The sequence below is a fragment of the Kineococcus sp. G2 genome, assembly GCF_037154035.1.
Taxonomy (GTDB): Bacteria; Actinomycetota; Actinomycetes; order Actinomycetales; family Kineococcaceae; genus Kineococcus.
In genome coordinates this window covers 1-22,506 of sequence record NZ_JBBBEM010000074.1, presented here as the reverse complement: position 1 = coordinate 22,506, position 22,506 = coordinate 1, and the positions used below count along the sequence as shown (strand labels likewise).

Sequence of the window (22,506 nt, the reverse complement as noted above, 5' to 3'; positions counted from 1 at the left end):
GAGGTGAGGGGTGGGGTCAGGAACCCGCCGCGCTGAGGCCGCTGCCGCGCAGGTCGGCGACGGCGGCGGTCAGCATCCGCGCCACGTCCGCGTCGCCCTCCGGGCCGGGGTTGCTCACCGTGACGCCCACGACGAGGTCACCGACGCGGGCGGCACCGGCGGTGACGGGGATCCCGTTGGTCTCCCAGCGCGCGGCCCACGTCTCGTCGGCGCCGGGGACGTCGACGGTGCCGGGGGTGAGGTCGTCGTCGAAGCCGCAGGCGCGGGAGTCGTTCGCGACGAGGTGGGCGAACGCCTCCGGGCCGGTGCCGGGCGCCCAGCCGGTGACGACGGCCTCCACGGACGTCTGGTCCAGCCGGTTGGAGTTCTCCTCGGCCCACATCCACTGCCGGCCGGCGATCTGCGGAGGGTCGATCTGCGCGCCGCTGCACCCCTGACCGGCGACGGTGGGCAGGTTCGCGTACTGCCCGACGTCCGACAGCAGCACCTGCCCGGCGGGCAGGGCCGCGACGAGCCCGGGCAGGTCCGGGACGTCGTAGGCGACGGCGTTCGGGTCCGCGGGCGCGGACGTCGGCAGCGGGGGCGCGGGCACGGTCGGCGCGGTCGCGGGAGTTCCCGCGGGAGTTCCTGGGGGAGCAGCGGTGGGGGTGCTGGAGGGGCTCGCGGTGGGATCCGCCGGTGCGGTGGTGGGCCCCGGCTCCGTCGCGGTGGTGCTCGCCGCCGGCCGGGTGCGCACCGCGCCGTCCGGCAGCGCCTGCACGGTCAGCGGCACGGCGGCCAGCGCCGCCAGGGTCGCCACCGCCCAGGTGGCGCGGCGGCGCCGGTGCCGGCGGCGGATGCGGGTGCGGGTGCCGGCGGCCAGCGCCCGCTCGTCCACCGCACCGGTGCGCACGTCCCGCTCCAGCGCGCGGCGCAGCAGGTCCTCCACGTCGTGGTGCTCAGGCACGGTCGGTCCCCTCCTCGGCGATGAGCCGGCGCAGCGTCGCCAGGCCCCGGTGGGCGTTGCTGCGCACGGTGCCGGTCGAGCAGTCGAGCAGGTCGGCGATCTCCTCGTCCGGCATCCCCTCGTACAGGCGCAGCACGAGGGTGACGCGCTGGCGGTCCGGCAGCCGCCGCAGCAGCGCCAGGCAGCGCTGCCGCTCGGCGTGCTCGCCGGAGGCGTCGGCGACGGCGAGGTCGGGCAGGTCGGCGGGGTCGCTGACCTGCTCGCGCCGCCAGGGCCGGCGGCGCAGCGAGGTGACGGCGTTGACGACCATCCGGTTCAGGTACGCGGAGGGGTCGTCGACGGCCTCGATGCGCGACCACTTCAGCACGCACGTGGCCAGGACGTCCTGCACGACGTCCTCGGCCTGGTGGGGGTCGCGCAGCAGGGCGCGCGCCAGGCGCACCAGCTGCGGGCCCTTCCACGCCACCAGGGACTCCAGGTCCCACACCCCCGCTCCCCGGCCGGCGGTGGGGTCCCCTCCGTCCCCACCGCGACCGGCGCGGTCCCCCGGCCGCTGGTGCCGCGCTGGTGCCGCGCGGGTGCTGTCGTCGGAGGGAGCCACACCCGGACGACGCGGCTCGCGGCCGTGGCGTTGCACCGGTCGCCGGACTTCCCCGGCCGGGCGTCTGGGAGGGTTCCCCCGTGGTCCTGGAACACGCGCTGCTGGACGTCCGCCCCGGTGAGGAGGACGCCTTCGAGGAGGCGTTCGCCCGCGCGAAGGGCGTCATCGCCGCGTCGGGCGGCTTCCGCGGGCTGCGCCTGTCGCGCTGCGCCGAACGCCCCGGCACGTACCTGCTGCTCGTGGAGTGGGACACCCTCGAGGACCACACCGAGGGCTTCCGCGGCTCGGCGCCGTACCGGGAGTGGAAGGCGCTGCTGCACCGCTTCTACGACCCGTTCCCCGTGGTGGAGCACTTCACCGAGGTCGCCCGGGCCTGAGCGGCGCCGGTGCGACGGGGCAGGCGGGTGCGCCGCCCCGCCGCGGGTGCTGCGGCGCTCAGGGCACGGACCGCCCGGCCCGCAGGTCCGCCACGAGGGACGACGGCCCGCCGGTCAGGGAGCTCGCCACCAGGCGGTCGACCAGCGGCAGCCGCAGCAGGGTGAGGGCCACCCGGCGCAGGAGCACGTCGCGCCGGGTGGCGGGCACGAACCAGCGCGCGCTGCGGTGCGCGGCCTCCTGGCGGTCGAGCACCAGGGGGCGCAGCGCCGCCTCGTACGCGGCGAGGGCCCCCTCGGCGGTGGGGCGGCGGCGCAGCTGCTCGGCGAGCAGGTACGCGCCGGCCACGGCGAGCGAGGCGCCCTGGCCGGCCAGCAGGGACACCGCGTGGGCGGCGTCGCCCACCAGCACCACCCGGCCCCGGGTCCACCCCGGGGCGACGACCTGGGCCACCTCGTCGTGGTGGACCTGCTCGGGCGGCGGGCAGGCGGCCAGGGCGCGCGGCACCACCCAGCCGAGGGAGGCGTGCTCGCGGCGCACGGCGGCGCGGGCGTCGGCGGGCGGCGCCGTCTCGCGGGTGCGGTGCAGGGCGAGCACCGCGACCCGGCCGTCGCGCAGCCCGTACAGGCCGACGGTGCGCTGCGCGGTGTCCGTCAGGCACACCCGCGCGCCCACGGCCTCGCGCAGCACCGGGTCCTGCACGGTGAACGTCGCCACGCGGAACGGCAGGGGGCGCACGTACCGCTCGGCGGGCCCGAACACCAGGGACCGCACGGTGGAGCGCACGCCGTCGCACCCGGCGAGCAGGTCGGCCTCGATCCGCTCACCGCCGGAGAGGGTGACCGCGACGCCGCCGGGACGGTCCTCCACGGCGGTGACGGTGGTGCCGAAGCGGACGTCGACGCCCGCGGGCAGGTCCTCGCGCAGCACCCGTTCCAGGTCGGGGCGGGCGAGGCTGACGAGGCGGCCGCCGGCGGCCGCGGCCGCCCGCGCGACGCTCAGCCGGGCGCGGGGGCGGCCCGAGGCGTCCACGAGGTCGACCTCCTCGAACGAGTACCCGGCGGCCAGGAGGCGGGGCAGCACCCCCATCGCCTCGGCGGCGTCGTATCCGGGGCCGAAGAAGTCCAGCACGTACCCGCCGGTGCGGGGCCCGGGTGCGCGTTCCAGCAGCACGACGTCCGCACCGGCGCGGGTCAGCCGCCCGGCGAGGGTCAGCCCCGCCACGCCGGCGCCGCAGACGACCACTCTCACCGCGCACCCCCGGGCCCGAGGAGCCTGCGCACCGCGGCGGTCAGCTCGCCGGCGCCCGGGCCGGGGGTGAGGGCGCGGTGCAGCAGCAGGCCGTCGACCGCGGCGACCAGCACCGCGGCGGTCGCGTCCGCCTCGGGCGCGGCGTGCGCGGTGAGGCGGGCGGCGACCAGGCCGCGCAGGTCCACGACCACGTCGCCCAGGGCCCGGCGCAGCTCCTCGTCCCGGGTGGCCGCCAGGTAGGCCTCGAGGAGCAGCACGGACACCGGGTCGGTGCCGTCGTGGGCGTCGAGGACGCCCAGCAGCGCGGCGGCGACGTCGTCGGCGTGGCGCGTCCCGGCGAGCGCGCGCCCGACCTGGTCGGCCACCGAGCGCGCCGCGTCCACGGCCGCCTCGGCGCGCAGCTCCTGCACGGAGGGGAAGTGGTAGTGCACCAGGCCGGGGGCGACCCCGGCCCGTTCCGCGAGCGCCCGGGTGCTCACCGCCGCCCAGCCCCGCTCGGCGACGAGGTGCGCCGCAGCGTCCAGCAGGCGGCGGCGCACCTGCCTGCCCCGTTCCACCGACGTCACCACGGCGCCTCCCCTGGTCGTTCGCCCAGGGCGACCGTACTGGGCGGGCGACCAGGGAGTCCAGAGGTGGCGGTCAGGCGGGTTCGGCTCGGTGGCGCCCGCCACCGAGGTCCCCGCCCCGGCCGAGCGACGGGGACCGACGGGGGCCGAGGGCTTCCGCGCACAGCACCAGCAGGACGACCAGCAGCGCGGTCCCCGCCTGGAACCCGTAACCGAACGGTTCCCGGACCGGGGCCAGGCGGGGGACGAGGAGGACGGCGAGGGGCACCGAGCACCACAGGACGGTGCGGCGGTGCCGGGACGCCGTCGCGCCGTCGACGGCGCTCACGAACAGCGGGACGAGGAGCACCGCGTAGTGGTCCCACGCCAGCGGGGCCCCCACGACGCTCGTGAGCACCAGGAGCGTCCCCGCCTGGACGGTCCGCTGCGCTCCCACGTCGCGACGCGACCACCGGGCGGCGACCGCGGCGGCGCCGAGCAGCAGCACGAGGGCCCGGGCCAGGAGGATCCACCCGGGGCCGACGTCACCGTTGCGCAGGACGCCGGCGACCGACACCTCCATCCACGGGCTGACCGGCTCGGGCGAGCCGTGCGCCAGCCGCTCCAGCACGACCGGGACCAGGCCGGAACCGCCCGGCGCGACGGCGAGCCCGACGGCGGAGGTGACCGCGGGGACGCCCACCGCCCAGGCCGCGGCCCGCCACGAGCGGGCGAGCACGGCGAGGACGACCAGGGCCAGGAGGATCGGCTTGACCGCGAGGGTGAGGCCCAGCAGCACCCCGAAGCGCCGCCACCGCCCGTCGGCCGCCCACCGGTACAGGAACGGCAGCGCCGCCACCGCGCAGAACTCGGTGTTGGCGCTGACCGTGAGGGCGCCGCCGGCCGGGCTGACCAGCACGACGAGCAGCGTCAGCGGCACGAGCCACGGCGGCGCACCGGGCGCCAGGAGCCTGGCGGAACCCCAGCACGCGACGACCACGGCGGTCACGCAGGCGAGCGACGCCACGACCGCCGCGGCCGGCGACGGGAGGAGCGCGACCGGGAGCGCCAGCAGGGCGGAACCGGGCGGGTACAGGTACAACGGGTCCGCGTAGGGGTCCTGGCCGGCGAGCACGCTGCGGGCGGCGGCGTGGACGACGAGGAAGTCGAAGGCGTTCACGGCACCCTGCCACGCGCGCAGGAGGAGGCAGACGGACGTGGCGGACCACAGCGCCGCGACGCCGGCGCGGTGCTGCGCCAGTTCCGCCACCACCGCCAGCGCGCGCTGGACGACCGGCACCGGCACCTCCTCCGGGCCGCCGCCGAACCGGTCCCTCCGACCGGCTCCCGCGGGCACGACCCCTGCAGGACATCGTCCGCGGGCGGCTCCCGCCCCATCGGCCGACCGGGTGAGCGGCGTCCGCCCCGGTGAGGAGGGCGCCTTCGAGGAGGCGGTCGCCCGGGCCTGAGCGGCGCCGGTGCGACGGGGCAGGCGGGTGCGCCGCCCCGCCGCTGGTGCGATGCTCGCCGGGTGCGCAGGTGGGACCCCGTCCAGGACCAGGGGACGCGGCACCAGCGGCGGGTCGCCGCCGCCGGCGCCCCCGAGCCCGCGACCGCGCACGTGCCCGGCTTCGAGCACTACCCCCGCTTCTACGCCAAGCGCCGCCGCGGCCGCGTCCTCGACGTGGACACCTCCTTCGACGCGCTGGTGCGCTCCGCCCGCGGCGGGTGGGCGGCCGGCACGACGGTGACGGCCACGCACCGCGCCCCCGACGGGCACCCCGTCGTGCTCGACGCGGGCGACGCCGCCACCACCGGTGCCGCGTGCGGTTCCAGCCGCTGGGTGCCGCAGGTCCCCGGCGGCCCCGTCGCCGAGGTGGTCGCCGCGCTGCGCACCCTGCGGGCCCTGGGCGCCGCTCCCGGCCCCGGCGTGCAGGAGGACCTGGTGGCCGGTTCGGCGGCCGAGCGCTCCCAGCGGGCCTGGCTGGACGGCGACGTGCGCGCCGGGGTGGACGGCTTCCGCGTCGAGTGCGCGCGGCCCGCCGGGCACGAGGGGCCGTGCGAGGCCCGCTCGCGGCTGGGGGACCTGGTGTGGCGGTGGGACCGCCGCGAGCAGACCGTCCACGACTGACCCGCCGCCGGCCCGCTGCGGGTGCCCCCGCACGCCCACCCGGCCCGGCCACCACGAGCACCGTGGTGGTGGTGCTGCGGTGTCGCCCGCGACTGCACTGTGACGGGCATCACACCATCGATCGGTGGGCGAGTGCCGCGGACGGAGCACCGACCGGCGTCTACCGGGTGAGCGTGCCCACTCGGGTGCGACCGGACCGATGGAGGACCTGCCGTGAACACCGCCTCTCACTCCGTGCGCCTGGCCCTGGTGTCCGGTGCCGCCCTCCTGGTGGCGGGGTCCGTGGGGATCGCCGTCGCCGCCGGCCACGGTGCAGACCAGCCGGTGGGGGATGCGCGCACCGTGCCGGTAGCGCACGCACCGGCTGATCCGGCACCCGTGCCCGTGGAGGGTGGGGAGGGGTACGAGGGGCCCGGGACGGATCGCGTGCCCGTGCCCGTGGAGGGTGGGGAGGGGTACGAGGGACCCGGGACGGAGCGCGTGCCCGCACCCGCACCGGTGGAGGGTGGGGAGGGGTACGAGGGACCCGGGACGGACCGCGTGCCCGCACCCGTGGAGCGCACGGTGACGCCGGCGGACTGGCAGGTCGTCGTGCCCACCGCGTCGGTGCACGCGGTACCCGGTGACGTCACGTCCGTGACCGGTTCGATCAGCGACCCCACCGCGCACGTCGCGGGCACCGGCCGGGTCGCGACCGTGGGCGTGACGGACTGGGTCGAGGTGAAGGTGCCCGGCGCCACCACCGGGTGGGTGGTCGCCACGGCCCTGGCCCGCCTGTGAGCGGTCGACGCGCCGAACGCTCCCGCGACCTCACCGCTGCCGCGGTTCCTCGGGCTCCACGACGACCGTGCGCATCCACGCCGGCACGCCCTCGCGCGCACCGTCCAGCAGCAGCACCAGGTGCACCGCACCCGGGTTCTCCCGCGGCGGCACCTGCGGCCACGGGGTGTCGCCGTCGGTGGCGGTGATGACGAGGTCCACCGCCGGGCGCAGCGCGGCGGCCGCGGCGATGCCGACACGCACGTCGGTGCCGCCGCCACCGGTCAGCTGAACGTCCTGCACCCGCCGCACCCGCTGCGCCCGCCCGGCGGCCGCGTCGCAGGCGATCACCTGCACGCCGCTGCCGCGGCAGCGGCGCACCACCGCCTCCGTCTCCGCCTGCACGCGCGCCAGCATGTCCGCGCTCACCGACGCCGACGTGTCCACCACCACCGCCACCCGCGGCGGTCGCGGCTGGCGCATCGCCGGCAGCACCACCCCCGGTGCCGCGGCCGCGCGCCGCGACGGCCGCGCGTACGTGTAGTCGCGCACCCCGGCCACGTGCGCGCTGACCCGGCGCGTCACGCTCAGCAGTTCCCGGCGCCAGTCGACCACCGGTGTCAGCGTGCGCTCCGCCCACCGCCGCCACCCCGCCGGAACCGACCCGCGCGTGCGGGCGTGCTCGAGGACCTCGCGCGCCGTCCGCTGCCGGATGAGTTCCGCGCGACCGGCGTCCACGCTGCCGTCGTCCTCGCCCGCGGCGTCGCGGCCGCGCTCGTCCGCCTCCCACGGCCGGCGCCCACCACCCGCACCGGAACCGCAGTCGTCGAACCCCGACGTGAACTCCGCCGCGAACACCGCGGGGGAGCGGCGCGGGCCCGCCGCGGTGGGGCCGGCGACGAGCAGCCGGTAGATCTGCTCCGCCGTCATCCCGGCCGCGGCGCCGGGGACCCGCTCGGGGTACCACGCCTTCGCCGGGGGCAGGCGTATCCCCGCCGCCCGCAGGTCCTCGTTGATGGTGCAGTCGCCGGCCCGGTTGAACAGCGGCAGGCGCTCACCGGGTTCGGCGAGGGCGGCGAACCGCTCGTGGTGCGAGCGCAGGGGGTGGCCGACCTCGTGCAGCCACACGCCGACGACCTCGGCGACGTCCAGGCCGAGGACGAACGCGGGGTTGTAGTACATCCGCCAGCGGGTGTCGATGCCGGCGGCGGGGACCGCGGTGGTGGGCACCGCCTTCACCGCGTACAGGGCGTCGGCGAGGTACGGCATCAGCTCGCCGGCGCGGGCGCGACCGGCGGCCAGGCGCAGCGCCGCGCGCTCCTCCACCGTCCCGCCCGCGCCACCGGGTTCCGGGTTCCGGGGGCTCGGGTTCCGGGGGTTCGGGTTCCGGGGGTTCGGGGTCCTCCCGTCGCGCGGGTTCACGCGTCGCGGGTGAGCAGGCCGAGCTCGGTCAGGATCGGGCCGAGGGAGGCGATGGTGGCCGGTTCGGGCATCGCCCCGGCCGGGCGGCCCTGCGCCCACCGGCGGCCGTGGGAGAACGCGATGTCCGCGCTGCCGGCGTCGGCGATGCGGGCGAGCACCCGGCCGCACGCCTGCCACCGCTCGACGGTGGTGTCCGCCGCGGTGGCCGCCCACACGGACGACGCCACCGCGTACGTCTTGTCGGTGCGCTGCGGGTCCACGGTCCAGGAACCAGGGTCGCGCAGCAGGTCCTCCGGGTCGGGCAGGTCCATCTCGCGCACGTACGCGAGGAACGTGCCGGCCGCGGCGACGCCCACCGCCCCGGACACCAGGAGCGTCACCACCGTGCTGTTCGCGCCTGCCGCCTGCGCGTACGCGTGCAGGCGCGCCGCCGTCTCCCACGAGCGGGGGGTCGGGAACGCGCGGCCCGCCTCCTCCGAGGACGACGGCATCCGCGTGACCAGTTCCGGCCGCGATCCCAGGAACACGCCCACGAGCGTCGTGGTCCGCTCCAGCAGGGCCGCGACCTCCGCCTCGTCGACGTCGGGGACGGTCACGGCCGGCCAGCCGCTGCTGAAACCCTCCCGCACGGTCGCGGCGTCCAGGCTCCACGTCAGGTGCAGGAACCGGTTTGCCACCGGCGGGGCGAGGTCCCAGCCGTCCGCGGCGACGTCCGGGGGGTTCGCGGCGGCGACGGTGCGCACCTGCGGCGGCAGGCGCAGGTCGCCGACGACGCCCTCCAGGATGGGGCGCAGCAGCGCCGCCTGCGTCGCCGGCGGCGCGGTGGAGACCTCGTCGTAGAACTGGATGCCGGCCCGGCCGTCCCGCTCGACGGCGTCGCGCAGCCGCACCGCCCACGACGGCGGCGCCAGCGAGGCGGTGCCGGTGGCGGTGTCCACCACGGGCAGCCCCGCGAAGTCGCTGGGTTCGCGGATGGAGGCGATGACCGTCTCCAGGTGCGCGCCCATGCCGTCGGCGAGCTCGCGCACCACCGACGACTTCCCCTGCCCCGGTGGCCCCCACAGGACCACCGGGACGTTCGCGAGCAGGGCGATGCCCAGCGCGGCGCAGGTGTCGGTGTGCTGCTGGCTCATGCGGTGCGTCTCCGGGGTCTGCGGCGGGGTCCTCGGCCCACTGTTCCTCAGCCCACCGCGCCCCGCAGGGCGGCGAGGAACGCGAGGCGGTCGAGGGTGAGGGTGCCCGCCGCGTGCGCGGCGGCGACGTCCCCGGCGCTCAGCCCGGCGGCGGCCGCGGCCAGCACCAGGCGCAGGTCGAGGTCACCGCCGGGCGGGTGCGCGGCGAGGAACCCGCGCAGGTCCTCGTGCAGCACGGCGAACGCCAGCACCTCGTGCGGGTCCAGCTCGACGCGGTGCCCGCGCAGCACCCGGTGCGCGCGCAGCCCGGCCGCCGGGTCGCTCAGCGCCACGTCGGTCCCGTCCAGGCGGGTCAGGCGCACGGTGGTGCCGACCGCCGCGATCTCCACCCGGTGCCCCAGGCGGGGCAGCAGCAGGTACCGGTGCAGGGTGAGGGCGACGGCGGGCCAGTCGAAGGGCGGCTGCTCCGCCGCGGGGGCCGGGGCGGTGGGCGGGCGGCTGTGCGTGAGCGTCGGGCGCGCCTGCGGCCCCCGCGGCCGCTGCGCGCGCCACAGGCGCCAGACCGCCTCCGGTGCCCCGCCGTGCGGGGGCGGGCGCAGCGGCGGGTCCGCGACCAGGTCGAGGGCGTCGAGGACCACGCGCACCGGCGCCGGCCCCGGGCGGGGGCGTCGGTGTCGGCGTCGGGCGGGCACCTCCCGAGCGTAGGCACGGGCCCCGGTGGGTGCGTCCCGGGCGGTTCGCCCATCAGCGGGTGGTGCCCCGCCGTGCCTCGGGCGGTGCGGTGGGTGGGGTGGACGGTGACGCGCCTCCCCGGCCGGGCACGGCGGTGGGGGTGGGCACGGCGGTGGGGGTGGGCACGGCGGTGGGTCTGCCGCTGCCGGAGGGGACGGCGGTGGGCGTGGGGCGGTCGGTGGGCCTGCCGCCGGGGCCGGTGGTCGGCGTGGTGGTCGGCGTGGTGGTCGGCGTGGGGGAGCCGGTGGGCGTCGGTGTGGTGGTGGGCGTCGGTGCGCCGGTGGGTGTGCCGGTGGGTGCGGTGGTCGGGGTGGGCGTGCTGGTCGGCGTCGGCGTGGGCGTGACGGGCGGGGGCGTGGCGGGCGGGGGCGTGGCGGGCGGGGGCGTGGCGGTGGGTGTGCCGGTGGGCGCGGTGGTCGGTGTGGCGCTGGGCGTCCGCGCCGCGGCCGAGGTGGGTGTCGAGCTGGGTGCTGCGGGGGGTGTCGCGGTCGTCCCGGCGGTCGTGCGGGAGGTGGGTGCCGGCGTGCGCGCCGGGTTCCGCGCCGTGCTGGGCCGGCGCACCAGCGGGCTCGGTGCGGTGGAGGTGGCAGCGGTCCCGGGGGTCTCGGGAGCGGGTGCCGCACCGTCGGCGCCGGCCGCCCCGGTGGGTGCGGGTGCGGCGGTGGGCAGCGCTTCCGGGGCCGGTGCCTCGGTAGCGCCGGTGGAGCCGGAGCCGGAGCCGGAGCCAGTGGCGGTGGCGGTGGGGGAGACGCGCGGTGGGACCGCGGGGCCGGCCACGTCCACGGGTCGCGCGGCCACCGCCACCTCCGCGGGGGCGGCCACCGCCTGCGTGGCGACGAGGCCGGCGCTCACCCCGACCCCGGCGGAGAGCACGGCCGCGAGCACCTGACCGCCGGCCGTCTGCGCCACGGACGCGGCGGTGGAGAGGGCCTGCGCGGGTGTGGCCCCCACGCCGGGCAGGGCGGCCAGCAGGGTCGCCGGGCCGGCGACCAGGCGCAGCCGGCCGAGGCCGACCGCGAGGAACGCGCGGACCACGTCCGGGTCGAACTGGCTGCCGGCGCAGCGGGTGATCTCCGCCCGGGCCTGCTCGGCCGGCATGGGCTTCTTGTACGAGCGGGCGGAGGTGATCACGTCGTAGGTGTCGGCCACGGCGATCACGCGCGCCGCCAGGGACACCTCCTCACCGGCCAGACCCCGCGGGTACCCGCCGCCGTCCCACCGCTCGTGGTGCTGCTCCACGCCGTCCAGCCACGGCCCCAGCCAGGAGCGCAGCGGCTGGACCAGCCGCCCGCCGTGGCACGGGTGCTCCTGCAGGACGGCCCACTCCTCGTCCGTGGGCCGGCCGCTCTTGTTGATGACCTCGGCGGGGACGTGGACCTTGCCCACGTCGTGCAGCAGGGCGGCCCAGCTGAGCCGGTCGACGTCCTCGCGGGGCAGGCCCAGCTCGCGGCCGATGAGCGCCGCGTACGCCTGCACCCGCTCGCCGTGCGCCCGGGTCCGGGCGTCGTGCGCCGCGAGGGTGCTCACGAGCGCCAGCAGCAGCTCGGCGGAACCCCGGCCCCCCTGCGCGTCCCCGCGTTCCAGCGCCGCCGGCGACCAGGTGCGGCGGGCGACCGCGAAGCGGCTGGGGACCCGGTCCGGCAGGGCCAGGCTCAACCGGAGCAGGGCGGAGAGGGGCACCAGCCGGCGCAGCCAGCGGGAGCAGGCGATCAGCGCGCCGGAGGACACGCCCACGACGAGCAGGAGCCACACCGTCCCGGGCAGGCCGAGCCGATCGGCGGGCAGCCAGCGGGCGGCGACGGCACCGACCCCCAGGGCGAACAGCAGCGGCCCGATCGAGGCGGTCGCCCGCACGAGGGCGGCCAGGACCGGCCGGGGGCGCCAGGTCGTCGCCCCCGCACCCTCGTAGTTCTGCGTCGGTCCCGTGCCCATCGACCGGGGATCGGCACGCCCGCCGGGTGGTTGAGCGCCCGACGACCCGGTTCACCCGCCCGGGCTGCGCGCTTCCCCCGGACGGGCCAGCGCCCCGGCGCCGGCCGCCCGTGGCCGCTCGCAGCGCCCTACCCGAACAGCGCTTCCCGCGCCGGGTCCACCAGCTTGCGCACGGTGCGCCCGGAGCGGAACTCGCCCAGCGCCCGCATCGACCACGCGGCCCCGTCGCGCACCACCGCCGCCATGAGCACGGCCGTGGTGTCCTGCGTGTCGCTGAGCTCGTAGCGCACGAGTTCCGCGCCACCGGCGTCCAGCAGGCGGCAGAACGCGCGGCTCACCTGCGTGAACCGCTGCCCGCCGAAGGAGTTGATGGTGAACACCAGCGCGTGCACGTCGGCGGGCAGGTCGCCCAGGCGCACCCGGATCTGCTCGTCGTCGCCCTCCCCGGCGCCGGTGAGGTTGTCGCCGCTGTGGGTGATCGCGCCGCGGAACGCCTCCTTGGCCATGAACCACACCGTGGCGAGGTCCTTGCCGCGGGCGTCGAACGCGATGCAGGAGGCGTCCAGGTCGATGCTGCGCCCGCGCGCGGCCGGGTCCCAGCCCAGGCCCAGGGTGACGGCGCTCAGCGGGGGAGCGCCCGTCTTCACCAGCGACACCGTCTGGTTCTTCACCAGCGACACGCGGCCCTTGTCGAGGTTCAGGGGCGCTCGCTCCGGAACCTCGGCCGGTGCCGGTGCTGCGGGGGCGGGTTCGTCGTCGACGGTGATGCCGAAGTCGGTGGCCAGCCCCGCCAGGCCGCTGTCGTAGCCCTGCCCCACCGCGCGCAGCTTCCACCCGGCCCCGCGCCGGTACAGCTCCCCGGCCACGAACGCGGTCTCCGGCCCCGCCTGCGGCACGTCGAACCGGGCCAGTTCCGCGCCGTCCGCCGCCAGCACCCGCAGGTGCAGGCCGGGCACCTGCCCGAACGTGCCGCCGTCCGCGGACGCCGCCAGCACCACCCGCTCCACCTGCGCCTCCACGGCCGGCAGGTCCACCTCCACGGCGCCGTCACCGGCGTACCGCACCGCGCCGGAGGCGTGAGCGGGCTGGTTGTAGAACACGAAGTCGTCGTCGGAGCGCACCTTGCCCGCGGACGTCAGCAGCAGCGCGCTGGTGTCCACGTCCGGCACGCCCGGACCCGCGTCCCAGGCCAGGACGGCCCGCACGGGCGCGGTGGGCAGTTCGGTGTTGGACCCCTTGGTCAGCTGCGTCGCCACGCCACCACCCTGCCCGCCGCGGCGCCCCGGGCGCCAGCGCGCCCTACTTCGCGTCCGACCACCGGCGCACCACCGCCACGTCCGCGGCGAAGCGCACGTCGCCGCCCGCCCACCGCCGCGCCGTCGCCGCCAGCGCCGAGCGCAGCAGGTCCGCCGCCGCGCCCGCGTCCGCCTCCGGCACGTGCAGCAGCAGCTCGTCGTGCAGGCACAGCACGATCCGGCCCGCACCGCCGGCACCGGCCAGACCCGCCCGCACCGACGCCGCCCACGCCTTGAACAGCTCCGCCGCGGTGCCCTGCACGACGGCGTTGCGGGCGAAGCGCCCGCGCACCGCCCGCGCCTCCTCCGGCAGGTCCGCGTCCCCCACCCGCACCGGGCGAGCGCCCCACGTCGCCACGTCCCGCCCCGCGCGCCCCGCCTCCTCGGCGGCGCGCAGGAACGCCAGCGCCGCCGGGTACGCGCGCTCCATGCGCCGCAGCGCCTCCCCGGCCGCACCGGACGTCTGCCCGTACATCGCCGCCAGCACCGCGACCTTCGCGGTGGCGCGGTCCGCGCCCAGGGCGGCGGCCACCGGTGCGTACAGGTCGTCGTCGCGGGCGGCGGCCGCCAGCCCCGCGTCGCCGGACAGCACCGCCAGCACCCGCGGCTCCACCTGCCCCAGGTCCGCGCGCACGAGCACGTGCCCGGGCTCGGCCGCCACCGCCGGGCGCAGCTCGGCGGGCAGGTTGTGCAGCCCCGCCTGCGCGGTCATCCGCCCGCCCCCGCCGTCGGACGCCGACCACGCCCCCCGCAACCGCCCGTCGGCGCCGACGTGCTGGTCCAGCCAGGCGTAGCCGTACGTGGTGGCCAGCCGCTCCGCGCGGCGCCAGCGCAGCAGCGCCTCCACCACCGGGTGCGAGCCGCGCAACCGCTCCAGCCGCCACGCGCGCGTGTCCGGCACGTCGAACCCGAGCCGGTGCAGCGCGGCGAGCACCTGCGCGGGGTTGCGCAGGTCCACCGGCCCCAGCAGCTCGCGCACCGGGGCGTCCCGGGCGGCGCGCGCGGCCGCCTCCGCCGCGGGGCCGTCCGGGCGCGGGCCGACCTCCGCGGCCACCACCGCCTCCGCCGCGGCCCGGTCCAGCGGCAGGCCCGTCGCCTCCAGCTCCACCGCCAGCAGCGCCGCCGCCGACTCGCTCCACCCCGTCTGCACCGCCAGCGGCGGGGGAGCCGGGCGCGGGCGCGGGTCCGGCCGGGCAGCCAGGGCCCGCTGCTGCCCGGCGGCGGTGTGCAGCGCCAGCACCGCCCAGCGCGCCGCGCGCTCCAGCCGCTCCGCCGGCTCCGCGTCCGGCCCGAACGCGCGGCCCTCCACCCAGCCGGCCACCAGCTGACCGTCCTCGCCGACCGGGCCGCCGCCCCCGGCGACCGCGCCGTCCAGGTCCAGCAGGCCCGTGCCGTGCGCGGCCTCGCGGTGCCGGGCGGCCGGCGGCGGTTCCGGCAGCTCGTGCGCCGCCGCCCACGCCGCGCCCGCGTCGTCGCGCGCACCGCCCACCAGCAGCCGGTGCACCGCGGCCACGTCGTGGCAGCGCGCCAGGTGCACCCCCGCCGCGACCAGCGGTGCGGCCGCGGCCGCCGCCGACCACCACGTCCAGCGCGGCCCCAGGGCACGCTCCACCCGGCGCACCAGGTCGGCCGGGTCGCCGGGCAGCGGCAGCGGCCCGCCCGCCGCGGCCAGCCCCACACCCAGGCCGGGCAGCACCACCAGCCCCAGCGGGTCGCCGGGGCGCGCCCCGGCGCGGTGCAGGGCGCCCTCGAGGTCCACGGCGCCATCCTGCCCGGCGACCCGGACAGTCGCCGTCGTGCTCCCCGCGACCGCTCCAGGAGCACCGCGGACGTGCCGATGCAAGGGCCTGACGGCCCGCCCGGGCCGGCCACGGGAGGACTCCGCCATGATGCCGTCGACCCTGCTGCGCCGCGTGCGCGTGGGCACCCGCCTGGCACTGGCCTTCGGCCTCGTGCTCGCGCTGCTGCTCGCCACCGGCACCGCCGCGATGCTGGGCATCGCCGAGCAGTCCCGCTCGGTGCAGCACCAGCGCGACATCACCGACCTGGTCCGCTACGCGGAGCAGCAGCGCTTCTACGCCGCCGACGTCAGCGGCTGGCAGGCCGCGTACGCCTGGGACACCTACCGCCTCGGCCTGCCCGGTGCCGTGGACCCCACCTCGGACAACCGCGCCGGTTTCCTCGCCGACGAGGAGAAGCTGCGCCAGGCGCTCGCCGCCGCCCCCACCGACCTCATGGACGCCACCGAGCGCGAGCTGGAGACCACCATCGGCGACCTGTGGGACGCCTACTTCGCCTCGGACGAGCGCGCCGTCGCCCTCTACGCGGCCGGTGACCTGGCGGGCGCCGAGCGGGTGATCGTCGAGGAGAGCTGGGTCGCCTACGCCGACATCCTCACCGCCACGCAGGAGTTCGCCGCCTCGGTGGACGCCCGCGCCGCCGCGGCCGCCGCCGAGGCCGACGCCGCCGCCGAGCACAGCCGGGCCCTCGTGCTGGCCACCCTCGCCGTCGCCGCCGCGCTGACCGTGCTCCTGCAGGTCGCGCTGACCCGCAGCCTCGTCGGCCCGCTGCGCCGCACCGTCTCCGACCTGCGCCGCGTCGCCGACGGCGACCTGACCGTCGTGCCCGTCGTCGACGGCGGCGACGAGGTCCGCGAGATGGCGCAGGCCGTGGAGGCCGCCGTGACCGCCACCCGCCGCACCGTCGCCGACGTCGCCGCCGGCGCCTGCCAGGTCGCCGGGATGGCCGACGACCTCGCGGGCCGGGCGCAGGAGCTCTCCAGCGCCAACGAGCGCACCGCCGGCGACACCGACCGCGCCGCGCGCTCCGCCGACGCCGTCTCCGCCGACGTGTCCACCATCGCCGCCGGCGCGGAGGAGCTCGGCGCCGCCATCAACGAGATCTCCTCCGGCATGGCGCGGTCCGCGTCCGTGGCCCGGGAGGCCGTCGAGGCGGCCGAGGCCACCCGCGCCACCGTCGCCGAGCTGGGTGAGGCCACCCGCGCCATCGCCAGCGTCGTCGGCACCATCACCGCCATCGCCGAGCAGACGAACCTGCTGGCCCTGAACGCCACCATCGAGGCCGCCCGCGCCGGCGAGATGGGCAAGGGCTTCGCCGTCGTCGCCGGGGAGGTGAAGGAGCTGGCCCAGCAGACCGCCGGCGCCACCGAGGACATCACCCGCAAGGTCGCCGCCATCGAGCGCGGCAGCACCGAGGCCGCGAGCACCATCGGTCGCATCGCCGAGGTCATCGCCCGCATCGACGACCACCAGGCGACCATCTCCGCCGCCGTGGAGGAGCAGACCGCCACCACCGGCGAGCTGGCCCGCACCGTCTCGGGCGCCTCGCAGGGCACCCGGGAGATCGCCGGCGTCCTCACCGGCGTCGCCTCCGCCAGCGCCACCGACCGCGCCAGCCTGGAGCAGGTGCGCGCCTCCGTGGAGGCGCTGCGGGAGACGTCCGCCCGGCTGCGCGAGTCCGTGGGCGCCTTCCGCGTCTGACGCGGAGGCCCCCGGGGAGGTTCCCGGGGGTCCCCTCGCGTCCCCGCGCGCGGCGGGCATCATGGGGGCGCCGTGCCCGTGCGCGGCGCCCCGGCCCGCTCCGGGCGGCCGGGTCCCCCCACGACCGGAGGACCGACGGACCGATGCCCGAGCAGAACACCCCCGTCGTCCTCGGCGTCGACCTGGGCACCACGTCCACCAAGGTCGTCGCCTTCGACGCCGCCGGCCGCGAGCGCGCCTCCGCCGGCGCCGGGTACTCCCTGCGCGAACCCGCCCCCGGGCACGTCGAGCTCGGCGCCGAGGACGTGCTGCGCGCGGCCGTGGGCGCCACCCGGGACGCCGCCGCCCGCGCGAGCGCCGCCGGCTGCACCGTCGCCGGGATCTCCTTCAGCTCCGCCATGCACTCCCTCGTCGGCCTGGGGGCCCGCGACGAGCTGCTCACGCAGGTCATCACCTGGGCCGACACCCGCGCCACCGAGGAGGCCGAGGAGCTGCGGCCCACCGACCTCGGCCGCGCCCTGCACCGCGCCACCGGCACCCCCGTGCACCCCATGTCGCCGCTGGTGAAGCTCGTGCACCTGCAGCGCCACCAGCCCGCCCTGTTCGCCGCCGTGCGCACCTGGGTGCAGGTGAAGGACCTGCTGGTGCGGCGCTGGACGGGGCAGTGGGTCACCGACCGCTCCACCGCCTCGGCCACCGGGCTGGTGGACCTGGCCACCGGCGACTGGTCCGCCGACGCGCTGCGCGTGGCGGGCGTCAGCCCCGTGCAGCTGCCGCCCGTGGTCCCGGTGACGGCGCTGGCGGGCACCCTCACCGCGTCCGCCGCGCAGGAGCTGGGCCTGCCCGCCCGCACGCCCGTGTTCGCCGGCGGCGCCGACGGCCCGCTGGCGAACCTCGGCGTCGGCGCCGTCGTGCCCGGCACCGCGGCGCTGTCCATCGGCACCTCCGGTGCGCTGCGGGTGGCCGCCCGCGCCCCGCGCGTGGACGCGGCCGGGCGCACGTTCTGCTACTCCCTCACCGACGACCTGTGGGTGGTCGGCGGCGCCACCACCAACGGCGGGGTGGTGCTGCGCTGGCTGGCGGAGACCCTCGCCCCGGACCTGTCGTTCGTGGCGGGGGAGCTCGGTGAGGCGCCCGAGGAGTCCCTGATCGACCTGGCCGCCGGGGTGCCCGCGGGCGCGGAGGGACTGCTGATGCTGCCGCACCTGCTCAGCGAGCGGGCACCGCAGTGGAGCGCCCTGACCAGCGGCGTGCTCGTCGGCCTGCAGCGCCGCCACGGGCGCGGGCACGTCGTGCGCGCCGCGCTGGAGGGGGTGTGCCAGCAGCTCGCCCTCGTCGCCGACTCCGTGGAGGACGCCGGCTCGGAGATCACCGAGATCCGCGCCACGGGGGGTTTCGCGCGCAGCCGGGTGTGGCGTCAGCTGCTGGCCGACGTCCTGGGCCGGCCGCTGTCGTTCGCCGCGGGCGGGCAGGAGGGTTCCAGCTTCGGCGCCGCCCTCGTCGGCCACCACGCGCTGGGGAACCTCGACATGGTCGAGGCCGCCCGCCGCGAGGTGCGCATCGGTGACGTCGTGGAACCCGGCGCCGACGCCGCGGTCCACGCCCGGCTGCGCCCGGTGTTCGCGTCGCTGACGGACGCGCTGGGGCCGACGTTCCGGGCGCTGCGGGAGTTCACGGCGGAACCGGCCGGGCAGGACGCCGAGCCGGCCGGGCCGGTGGGTGAGCCGGAGCTCGAGCAGGACTGAGCGCGGGCACCGGCGGCTCGGGCGGTGAGTTCCCGCGCCGCCGGCGGTCCACTCCTCGACAGCCACGCCCAGCGCGACGACGAGGAGCCACCATGCCCACCACCCTGCCCTGCCTGTGGTTCGACCGCGACGGCCTGGCCGCCGCGCAGCACTACGCGTCCCTCTTCCCGAACTCGTCCGTCACCTCGGTCTCACCCGGTCCGGACGGGTCCCCGCTCGTGGTCGAGTTCTCCCTCGACGGCCGCGAGCACCTGATCCTCAACGGCGGACCCGGGTACGCGCTCAGCCCCGCGTTCTCGATCCAGGTGCTGTGCGACGGCCAGGCCGAGGTGGACCGGTGAGGCCGCGGCGGACGGCGCCGCGCGCTGACCCCGGGTGGGCCGGGCGGCGGCCCCCCGAGGTCGCCGCCCGGTCACCTCACCAGCGGTTCGCGACGTCCACCACGAGCCGCGACCCGGAACCCGGCCCGTCCAGGGTGAACACCCGGAACGGCAACCGCGCCCGCACCCCCAGCCCGAACGTCGTCTGCCCCTCGAACGAGCCCGCCCACGCCAGGTCCCGGAACGTGCCGAACCCGCTCACGTCAGGCAGCCCGCCGTCGGCCAGGTGCAGCCCGTCCGGCACCGCGACGGGTTCCACGACGACCACCTCCAGGCGGGCCCCGCCCGCCACGGGCACCACCTCGCCCGAACCGTCGTGGTGCACCTCGTCGACGTAGCGCACGAAGTACCCGTCGCCGTCGCCGCGCAGGTCCACCACCAGCCGGTCGAAGCACGGGTGGGAACCCGCTCGCACGTCCACGACCTCCGCGTTGCGCACCGACGGCGCGCTCTCCGGCAGGGAACCCCACACGTACCCGCAGCTCGCCACCGCCGACGCCGGTGGGGCCACGCCCACCAGGGCCGCACCCAGGAGCAGGGACGCCAGTGCCGCTGACCGCTTCATCGCGGCCTCCTCCCGGCGGGGGCGGCACCCTGCCGCCCGGCCACCACCCCCATCGTCCTCCCGCGCACCGCGTACGTCGAGAGCACGCGGGGAAGGGGTGCCCGCGTAGCGTGCGGGACGTGCTGGTGTGGATCAACGGCCCGTTCGGCGGCGGCAAGACGCAGACCGCGCACGAACTGCACCGGCGGCTGCCCGGCAGCGTCGTGTGCGACCCCGAGCACGTCGGCATCGGCCTGCACCGCACCCTGCCCGCCTCGCTGCGCGGGGACTACCAGGACCTGCCCACCTGGCGCCGCGGCGTCGCGGAGGTCCTGGACCTGGCCGCCTCGCGCTGGGACGGCGTCGTCCTGGTGCCCATGACGGTCGTGGAACCGGAGTTCCTCGACCAGACCGTCGGGGAACTGCGCCGCCGCGGCCACGACGTGCGGCACGTCGCGCTGCTGGCGAGCGCCACCACGGTGCGGCGGCGGCTGCGCGAACGCTCCCTCGGGCGAGCCCTCGCCGCCGCCACCGCCCGGTCGGGGTGCGCGCCGGGGGAGTCGTTCGCGCTGGCCCGGGTGGAGCACTGCCTGGACCGGCTGCGGGGTGCGGAGTTCGCCGAGCACGTGACGACCGACGACCTGGGCGTCGCGCAGGTCGCCGAGCGCGTCGCCGGCGTGTGCGGGGTGGACCTGCTGCCTCGCAGCGGCCCTGTGCGCGGTGCCGTGCAGCGGCGCTGGACCGCGTTGCGGCACGTCCGGTTGCGCTGAAGCGTCCACCGCTCAGCGCAGCCGGTAGTCCTGCGGGCTGATCCCGTAGCGGCGTTTGAACGCCGCGCTGAAGCTGAACGGCGAGCCGTACCCCACGCGCCGGGAGATCGCCGCGACGGTCAGCTCGGGGTCGGCCAGCAGGTCCGCCCCCAGCGCCAGGCGCCAGTCCGCCAGGTACGTCATCGGAGGCGTCCCGACCCGCTGCGTGAACCGGCGGGCCAGGGCGGAGCGCGACACCCCCGCCCGGCGGGCGAGGGTCTCCAGCGTCCAGGGGGCCTGCGGTTCCGCGTGCAGGGCCTGCACGGCGCCGTGCACGACGGGATCGGGCGCGGAGGCCGCCAGGGCACCGGGTGCGCCGGGTGCGCCGGGCCCCGAGGCCGACCACCGCCGCAGGGTGGTGAGCAGCAGCAGGTCCAGCACCCGGTCCAGGACGACCGCCTGCCCGCCGGCGTCGCGCTCCACCTCCCGCGCCAGCAGCGGCAGCAGCACCGGGTCGGGGTCCGGGACGACCGCGTGCGGCGGCAGCGTCCCGGTGAGCAGGCGGCCCACCTCACCGCGGCTGCGGAACGTGCCCACCACCATGACGTCCCGGCCCGCCGGGTCGTTGCCCCACGTGCGCACCCCCGAGCGCCAGCCGTGCGACAGGTCGCGCCCGTCCGCGCCCGCGCAGGACTGCCCGGCGCCGATGACGGCGCCCGGCGGCGCGTCGGGTGAGCTCGCCAGGGTGTACGGCTCGCCGTCGCGGGCCAGCACCACGTCCCCGGCCGCCACCGGGACCGCGCCGGACGAGCTCACCAGCCACGCCGAGCCGGCCAGCAGCGCCACCACCGTCAGCGGCGCCTCGTCGAGCACCCGCACCGACCAGGGCGGTCGCATCACCACGCGCAGCACGAAGGCGTCGCGGGCGCGCGGGCCGTCGAACCACCCCGGTGAGTCCACGGCGCCGACGCTAGGGCACCCGGCCCCGGGTGGAGCCGGGTGCCGCCCCGCCGTGCGCGTCAGGCCGCGACGAGCCCGGCGCCGAGGCCGGTCACGGCCCCGGTCGCCAGCACCGCCCGCACCGCGTTCCAGCGGCGCCACGGGCGCTCGAAACCCGTGCGCGCCGGGCAGGGCCCGTCCGCGGCGGCGTCCAGGGCGTCGTTCAGCGGCAGGTTGCGGGTCACCGTGACGGCCAGCGCCCCCGCGTGCAGGGCCAGCGCCGCGGCGGCGGCGCCCGCCGCGCCCGCCCGGCCGGCGGCGAGCGCGGCCGGCACCGCGCCCGCCGTCAGCACCGGGCCGCCGGCGAACGAGAGGGCGAACAGCGGGTTGCGGATCGCCGCGTTGATCGACGTCACCGCTGCCACGAACGTGCCGTCCGCCGTGCGCCCGAGCCCGGGCAGCACCGAGCAGGAGAAGGCGTAGTACAGGCCCGCCAGCCAGGCGGAGGTGACGAGCGCCGCCAGCAGGAGGAACTGGTGCACCACGGGTCGTGTCACCCGACCGGGGTGGCGGGCAGGGGAGCCCACACCCCGCTGGCCGCCGCGTCGCGGGCGTAGGCGGAGAAGTCCTTCGGCGCCCGCCCCAGCACCCGTTCCACCCCGTCCGTCACCGAGGCGTTGCGCCCGTCCAGGATGAGCGCGAACAGGTCCGCGAAGTCGGCCGGCAGGCCCTCGCGCTGGAGTTCCGCGGCGTACTCGGCGCGGGTGACGGGCTCGTAGGCGATGTTCCGGCCCGTGGCGTCGGACAGTTCCCGCGCCACCTCGGTGAAGCTCAGCAGGCGCGGGCCGGACAGCTCGTGCACCTGGCCGGCGTGACCGGGGCGGGTCAGCGCGGCGGTCGCCACGTCCGCGATGTCGTCGGCGTCCACGAAGGGTTCGACGGCGTCCCCGGCGGGGATCGACAGCACCCCGGCGCGCACCGGCCCCAGGAAGAAGCTCTCGGAGAAGTTCTGGTCGAACCAGTTGCAGCGCACCACGGTCCACTCCAGGCCGGAGCGCTGCACGGCCTGCTCGCTGGCGACCGCACCCTCCTCGCCGCGGCCGGACAGCAGCACGACGCGGCGCACGCCCGCCGCGCGGGCGGTGCCGCAGAACTCCTCGATCAGTTCCGGCACGCCCGGGAACGCGAGGTCGGGGTGGTAGGTGACGTAGGCGGCCTGCGCACCGGCCAGCGCGGGCGCCCAGGTGGAGGCGTCCTCCCAGTCGAACCGCGGGGTCGTCGAGCGCGCCGCGACGCGGACGTCCTCGCCCTGCGCGCGCAGCCGGTCGGCGACGCGCCGGCCGGTCTTGCCGGTCCCTCCGATGACGACGAACATCTCTGCTCCTCCTGGTGCGGCCCGCGCCGCGGTGGGTTCCGGCCCCGCTGCGGGGCCGCGCCCAGTCCACCGCCGCGGCCCCGCCGGCGACCATGCGCGCGCGCCGCGCCCCCATGCGCGTGCGTCCCACCCACCTGGTCCCCACCCCGACC

Annotated in this window: 22 protein-coding genes; 7 read left to right on the top strand and 15 right to left on the bottom strand. The window is 78.1% G+C overall.

Going from position 1 to position 22,506, the window contains the following annotated elements; genetic code table 11:
- Positions 1-16 precede the first annotated feature (16 nt).
- The gene (locus V9U69_RS11795) at positions 17-946 is read right to left on the bottom strand and encodes a hypothetical protein (RefSeq protein ID WP_337062011.1); all 930 of its coding nucleotides are present in this window, start codon (positions 944-946) and stop codon (positions 17-19) included.
- Positions 939-1,433: a SigE family RNA polymerase sigma factor gene (locus V9U69_RS11790; protein WP_337062010.1), complete on the bottom strand. Its 495-nt coding sequence runs from the start codon at positions 1,431-1,433 to the stop codon at positions 939-941. The genes V9U69_RS11795 and V9U69_RS11790 overlap by 8 nt, the downstream gene beginning before the upstream one ends.
- A 194-nt stretch (positions 1,434-1,627) precedes the next feature.
- Here V9U69_RS11790 and V9U69_RS11785 point away from each other — a divergent pair, with 194 nt between their 5' ends.
- Positions 1,628-1,924: an antibiotic biosynthesis monooxygenase family protein gene (locus V9U69_RS11785; protein ID WP_337062009.1), complete on the top strand. Its 297-nt coding sequence runs from the start codon at positions 1,628-1,630 to the stop codon at positions 1,922-1,924.
- A gap of 58 nt (positions 1,925-1,982) precedes the next feature.
- Here V9U69_RS11785 and V9U69_RS11780 read toward each other — a convergent pair whose 3' ends face one another.
- The 3 genes from V9U69_RS11780 to V9U69_RS11770 all read right to left on the bottom strand — a co-directional run bounded on the left by V9U69_RS11780 (position 1,983) and on the right by V9U69_RS11770 (position 5,018).
- Positions 1,983-3,173, bottom strand: a complete 1,191-nt coding sequence (locus tag V9U69_RS11780) for an FAD-dependent monooxygenase (RefSeq protein WP_337062008.1) — start codon at positions 3,171-3,173, stop codon at positions 1,983-1,985.
- On the bottom strand, positions 3,170-3,742 hold the full coding sequence (locus tag V9U69_RS11775) for a TetR/AcrR family transcriptional regulator (protein WP_337062007.1): 573 nt from the start codon (positions 3,740-3,742) through the stop codon (positions 3,170-3,172). The genes V9U69_RS11780 and V9U69_RS11775 overlap by 4 nt, the downstream gene beginning before the upstream one ends.
- A 70-nt stretch (positions 3,743-3,812) precedes the next feature.
- The gene (locus tag V9U69_RS11770; protein ID WP_337062006.1) at positions 3,813-5,018 is read right to left on the bottom strand and encodes a glycosyltransferase 87 family protein; all 1,206 of its coding nucleotides are present in this window, start codon (positions 5,016-5,018) and stop codon (positions 3,813-3,815) included.
- A gap of 231 nt (positions 5,019-5,249) precedes the next feature.
- Between V9U69_RS11770 and V9U69_RS11765 the strand changes: the two genes are divergently transcribed.
- Together V9U69_RS11765 and V9U69_RS11760 are read left to right on the top strand one after the other, a co-directional pair.
- Positions 5,250-5,849 (top strand): hypothetical protein, encoded by a 600-nt coding sequence (locus tag V9U69_RS11765; RefSeq protein ID WP_337062005.1) that lies wholly within the window; start codon positions 5,250-5,252, stop codon positions 5,847-5,849.
- Between the two features lie 213 nt (positions 5,850-6,062).
- Entirely contained in the window at positions 6,063-6,629 is a 567-nt protein-coding gene (locus V9U69_RS11760; RefSeq protein WP_337062004.1) for a hypothetical protein, read from the top strand.
- A 30-nt stretch (positions 6,630-6,659) separates the two neighbouring features.
- Here the strand turns inward: V9U69_RS11760 and V9U69_RS11755 are convergent, their stop codons facing one another.
- From V9U69_RS11755 to V9U69_RS11730, 6 genes are all read right to left on the bottom strand, one after another.
- Positions 6,660-7,934 (bottom strand): vWA domain-containing protein, encoded by a 1,275-nt coding sequence (locus tag V9U69_RS11755; RefSeq protein ID WP_337062003.1) that lies wholly within the window; start codon positions 7,932-7,934, stop codon positions 6,660-6,662.
- A 92-nt stretch (positions 7,935-8,026) separates the two neighbouring features.
- Entirely contained in the window at positions 8,027-9,163 is a 1,137-nt protein-coding gene (locus tag V9U69_RS11750) for an AAA family ATPase (protein WP_337062002.1), read from the bottom strand.
- 47 nt (positions 9,164-9,210) lie between these two features.
- Positions 9,211-9,855 (bottom strand): hypothetical protein, encoded by a 645-nt coding sequence (locus tag V9U69_RS11745; protein WP_337062001.1) that lies wholly within the window; start codon positions 9,853-9,855, stop codon positions 9,211-9,213.
- 52 nt (positions 9,856-9,907) lie between these two features.
- Positions 9,908-11,827, bottom strand: coding sequence for an HD-GYP domain-containing protein (locus V9U69_RS11740; protein WP_337062000.1), 1,920 nt, complete (start codon positions 11,825-11,827; stop codon positions 9,908-9,910).
- A 128-nt stretch (positions 11,828-11,955) separates the two neighbouring features.
- Positions 11,956-13,071: a TerD family protein gene (locus V9U69_RS11735; RefSeq protein ID WP_442907744.1), complete on the bottom strand. Its 1,116-nt coding sequence runs from the start codon at positions 13,069-13,071 to the stop codon at positions 11,956-11,958.
- A 55-nt stretch (positions 13,072-13,126) separates the two neighbouring features.
- Positions 13,127-14,881, bottom strand: a complete 1,755-nt coding sequence (locus V9U69_RS11730; RefSeq protein WP_337061998.1) for a DNA polymerase — start codon at positions 14,879-14,881, stop codon at positions 13,127-13,129.
- 127 nt (positions 14,882-15,008) lie between these two features.
- Between V9U69_RS11730 and V9U69_RS11725 the strand changes: the two genes are divergently transcribed.
- The 3 genes from V9U69_RS11725 (at position 15,009) to V9U69_RS11715 (ending at position 18,708) form a co-directional block, all read left to right on the top strand.
- Entirely contained in the window at positions 15,009-16,622 is a 1,614-nt protein-coding gene (locus V9U69_RS11725; RefSeq protein WP_337061997.1) for a methyl-accepting chemotaxis protein, read from the top strand.
- A 143-nt stretch (positions 16,623-16,765) separates the two neighbouring features.
- Positions 16,766-18,367 (top strand): gluconokinase, encoded by a 1,602-nt coding sequence (locus V9U69_RS11720; RefSeq protein WP_337061996.1) that lies wholly within the window; start codon positions 16,766-16,768, stop codon positions 18,365-18,367.
- Positions 18,368-18,459: 92 nt separating this feature from the next.
- The gene (locus V9U69_RS11715) at positions 18,460-18,708 is read left to right on the top strand and encodes a VOC family protein (protein ID WP_337061995.1); all 249 of its coding nucleotides are present in this window, start codon (positions 18,460-18,462) and stop codon (positions 18,706-18,708) included.
- A 76-nt stretch (positions 18,709-18,784) separates the two neighbouring features.
- On the opposite strand, the gene V9U69_RS11710 is transcribed toward V9U69_RS11715, so the two are convergent.
- Positions 18,785-19,312, bottom strand: coding sequence for an AMIN-like domain-containing (lipo)protein (locus tag V9U69_RS11710; RefSeq protein ID WP_337061994.1), 528 nt, complete (start codon positions 19,310-19,312; stop codon positions 18,785-18,787).
- 119 nt (positions 19,313-19,431) lie between these two features.
- On the opposite strand from V9U69_RS11710, the gene V9U69_RS11705 reads away from it, so the two are divergent.
- Positions 19,432-20,061, top strand: coding sequence for an AAA family ATPase (locus tag V9U69_RS11705; RefSeq protein WP_337061993.1), 630 nt, complete (start codon positions 19,432-19,434; stop codon positions 20,059-20,061).
- Between the two features lie 12 nt (positions 20,062-20,073).
- Here V9U69_RS11705 and V9U69_RS11700 read toward each other — a convergent pair whose 3' ends face one another.
- Genes V9U69_RS11700 through V9U69_RS11690 form a run of 3 tightly spaced genes read right to left on the bottom strand, consistent with a single transcriptional unit; the run spans position 20,074 to position 22,354 of the window.
- Positions 20,074-21,000, bottom strand: coding sequence for an AraC family transcriptional regulator (locus V9U69_RS11700; RefSeq protein WP_337061992.1), 927 nt, complete (start codon positions 20,998-21,000; stop codon positions 20,074-20,076).
- A 59-nt stretch (positions 21,001-21,059) separates the two neighbouring features.
- On the bottom strand, positions 21,060-21,536 hold the full coding sequence (locus tag V9U69_RS11695; protein ID WP_337061991.1) for an anthrone oxygenase family protein: 477 nt from the start codon (positions 21,534-21,536) through the stop codon (positions 21,060-21,062).
- A complete protein-coding gene (locus V9U69_RS11690) occupies positions 21,533-22,354 on the bottom strand; it encodes an NAD(P)H-binding protein (protein ID WP_337061990.1) in 822 nt (273 codons plus the stop codon). Before V9U69_RS11690 ends, V9U69_RS11695 begins: the two co-directional genes overlap by 4 nt.
- Between the last annotated feature and the right edge of the window lie 152 nt (positions 22,355-22,506).

Excerpts from the sequence above, each read along its gene's own strand:
- V9U69_RS11750 (WP_337062002.1), bottom strand. The coding sequence starts at position 9,163 with ATGAGCCAGCAGCACACCGACACCTGCGCCGCGCTGGGCATCGCCCTG.
- V9U69_RS11740 (WP_337062000.1), bottom strand. The coding sequence starts at position 11,827 with ATGGGCACGGGACCGACGCAGAACTACGAGGGTGCGGGGGCGACGACC.
- V9U69_RS11725 (WP_337061997.1), top strand. The coding sequence starts at position 15,009 with ATGATGCCGTCGACCCTGCTGCGCCGCGTGCGCGTGGGCACCCGCCTG.
- V9U69_RS11720 (WP_337061996.1), top strand. The coding sequence starts at position 16,766 with ATGCCCGAGCAGAACACCCCCGTCGTCCTCGGCGTCGACCTGGGCACC.
- V9U69_RS11715 (WP_337061995.1), top strand. The coding sequence starts at position 18,460 with ATGCCCACCACCCTGCCCTGCCTGTGGTTCGACCGCGACGGCCTGGCC.
- V9U69_RS11710 (WP_337061994.1), bottom strand. The coding sequence starts at position 19,312 with ATGAAGCGGTCAGCGGCACTGGCGTCCCTGCTCCTGGGTGCGGCCCTG.
- V9U69_RS11690 (WP_337061990.1), bottom strand. The coding sequence starts at position 22,354 with ATGTTCGTCGTCATCGGAGGGACCGGCAAGACCGGCCGGCGCGTCGCC.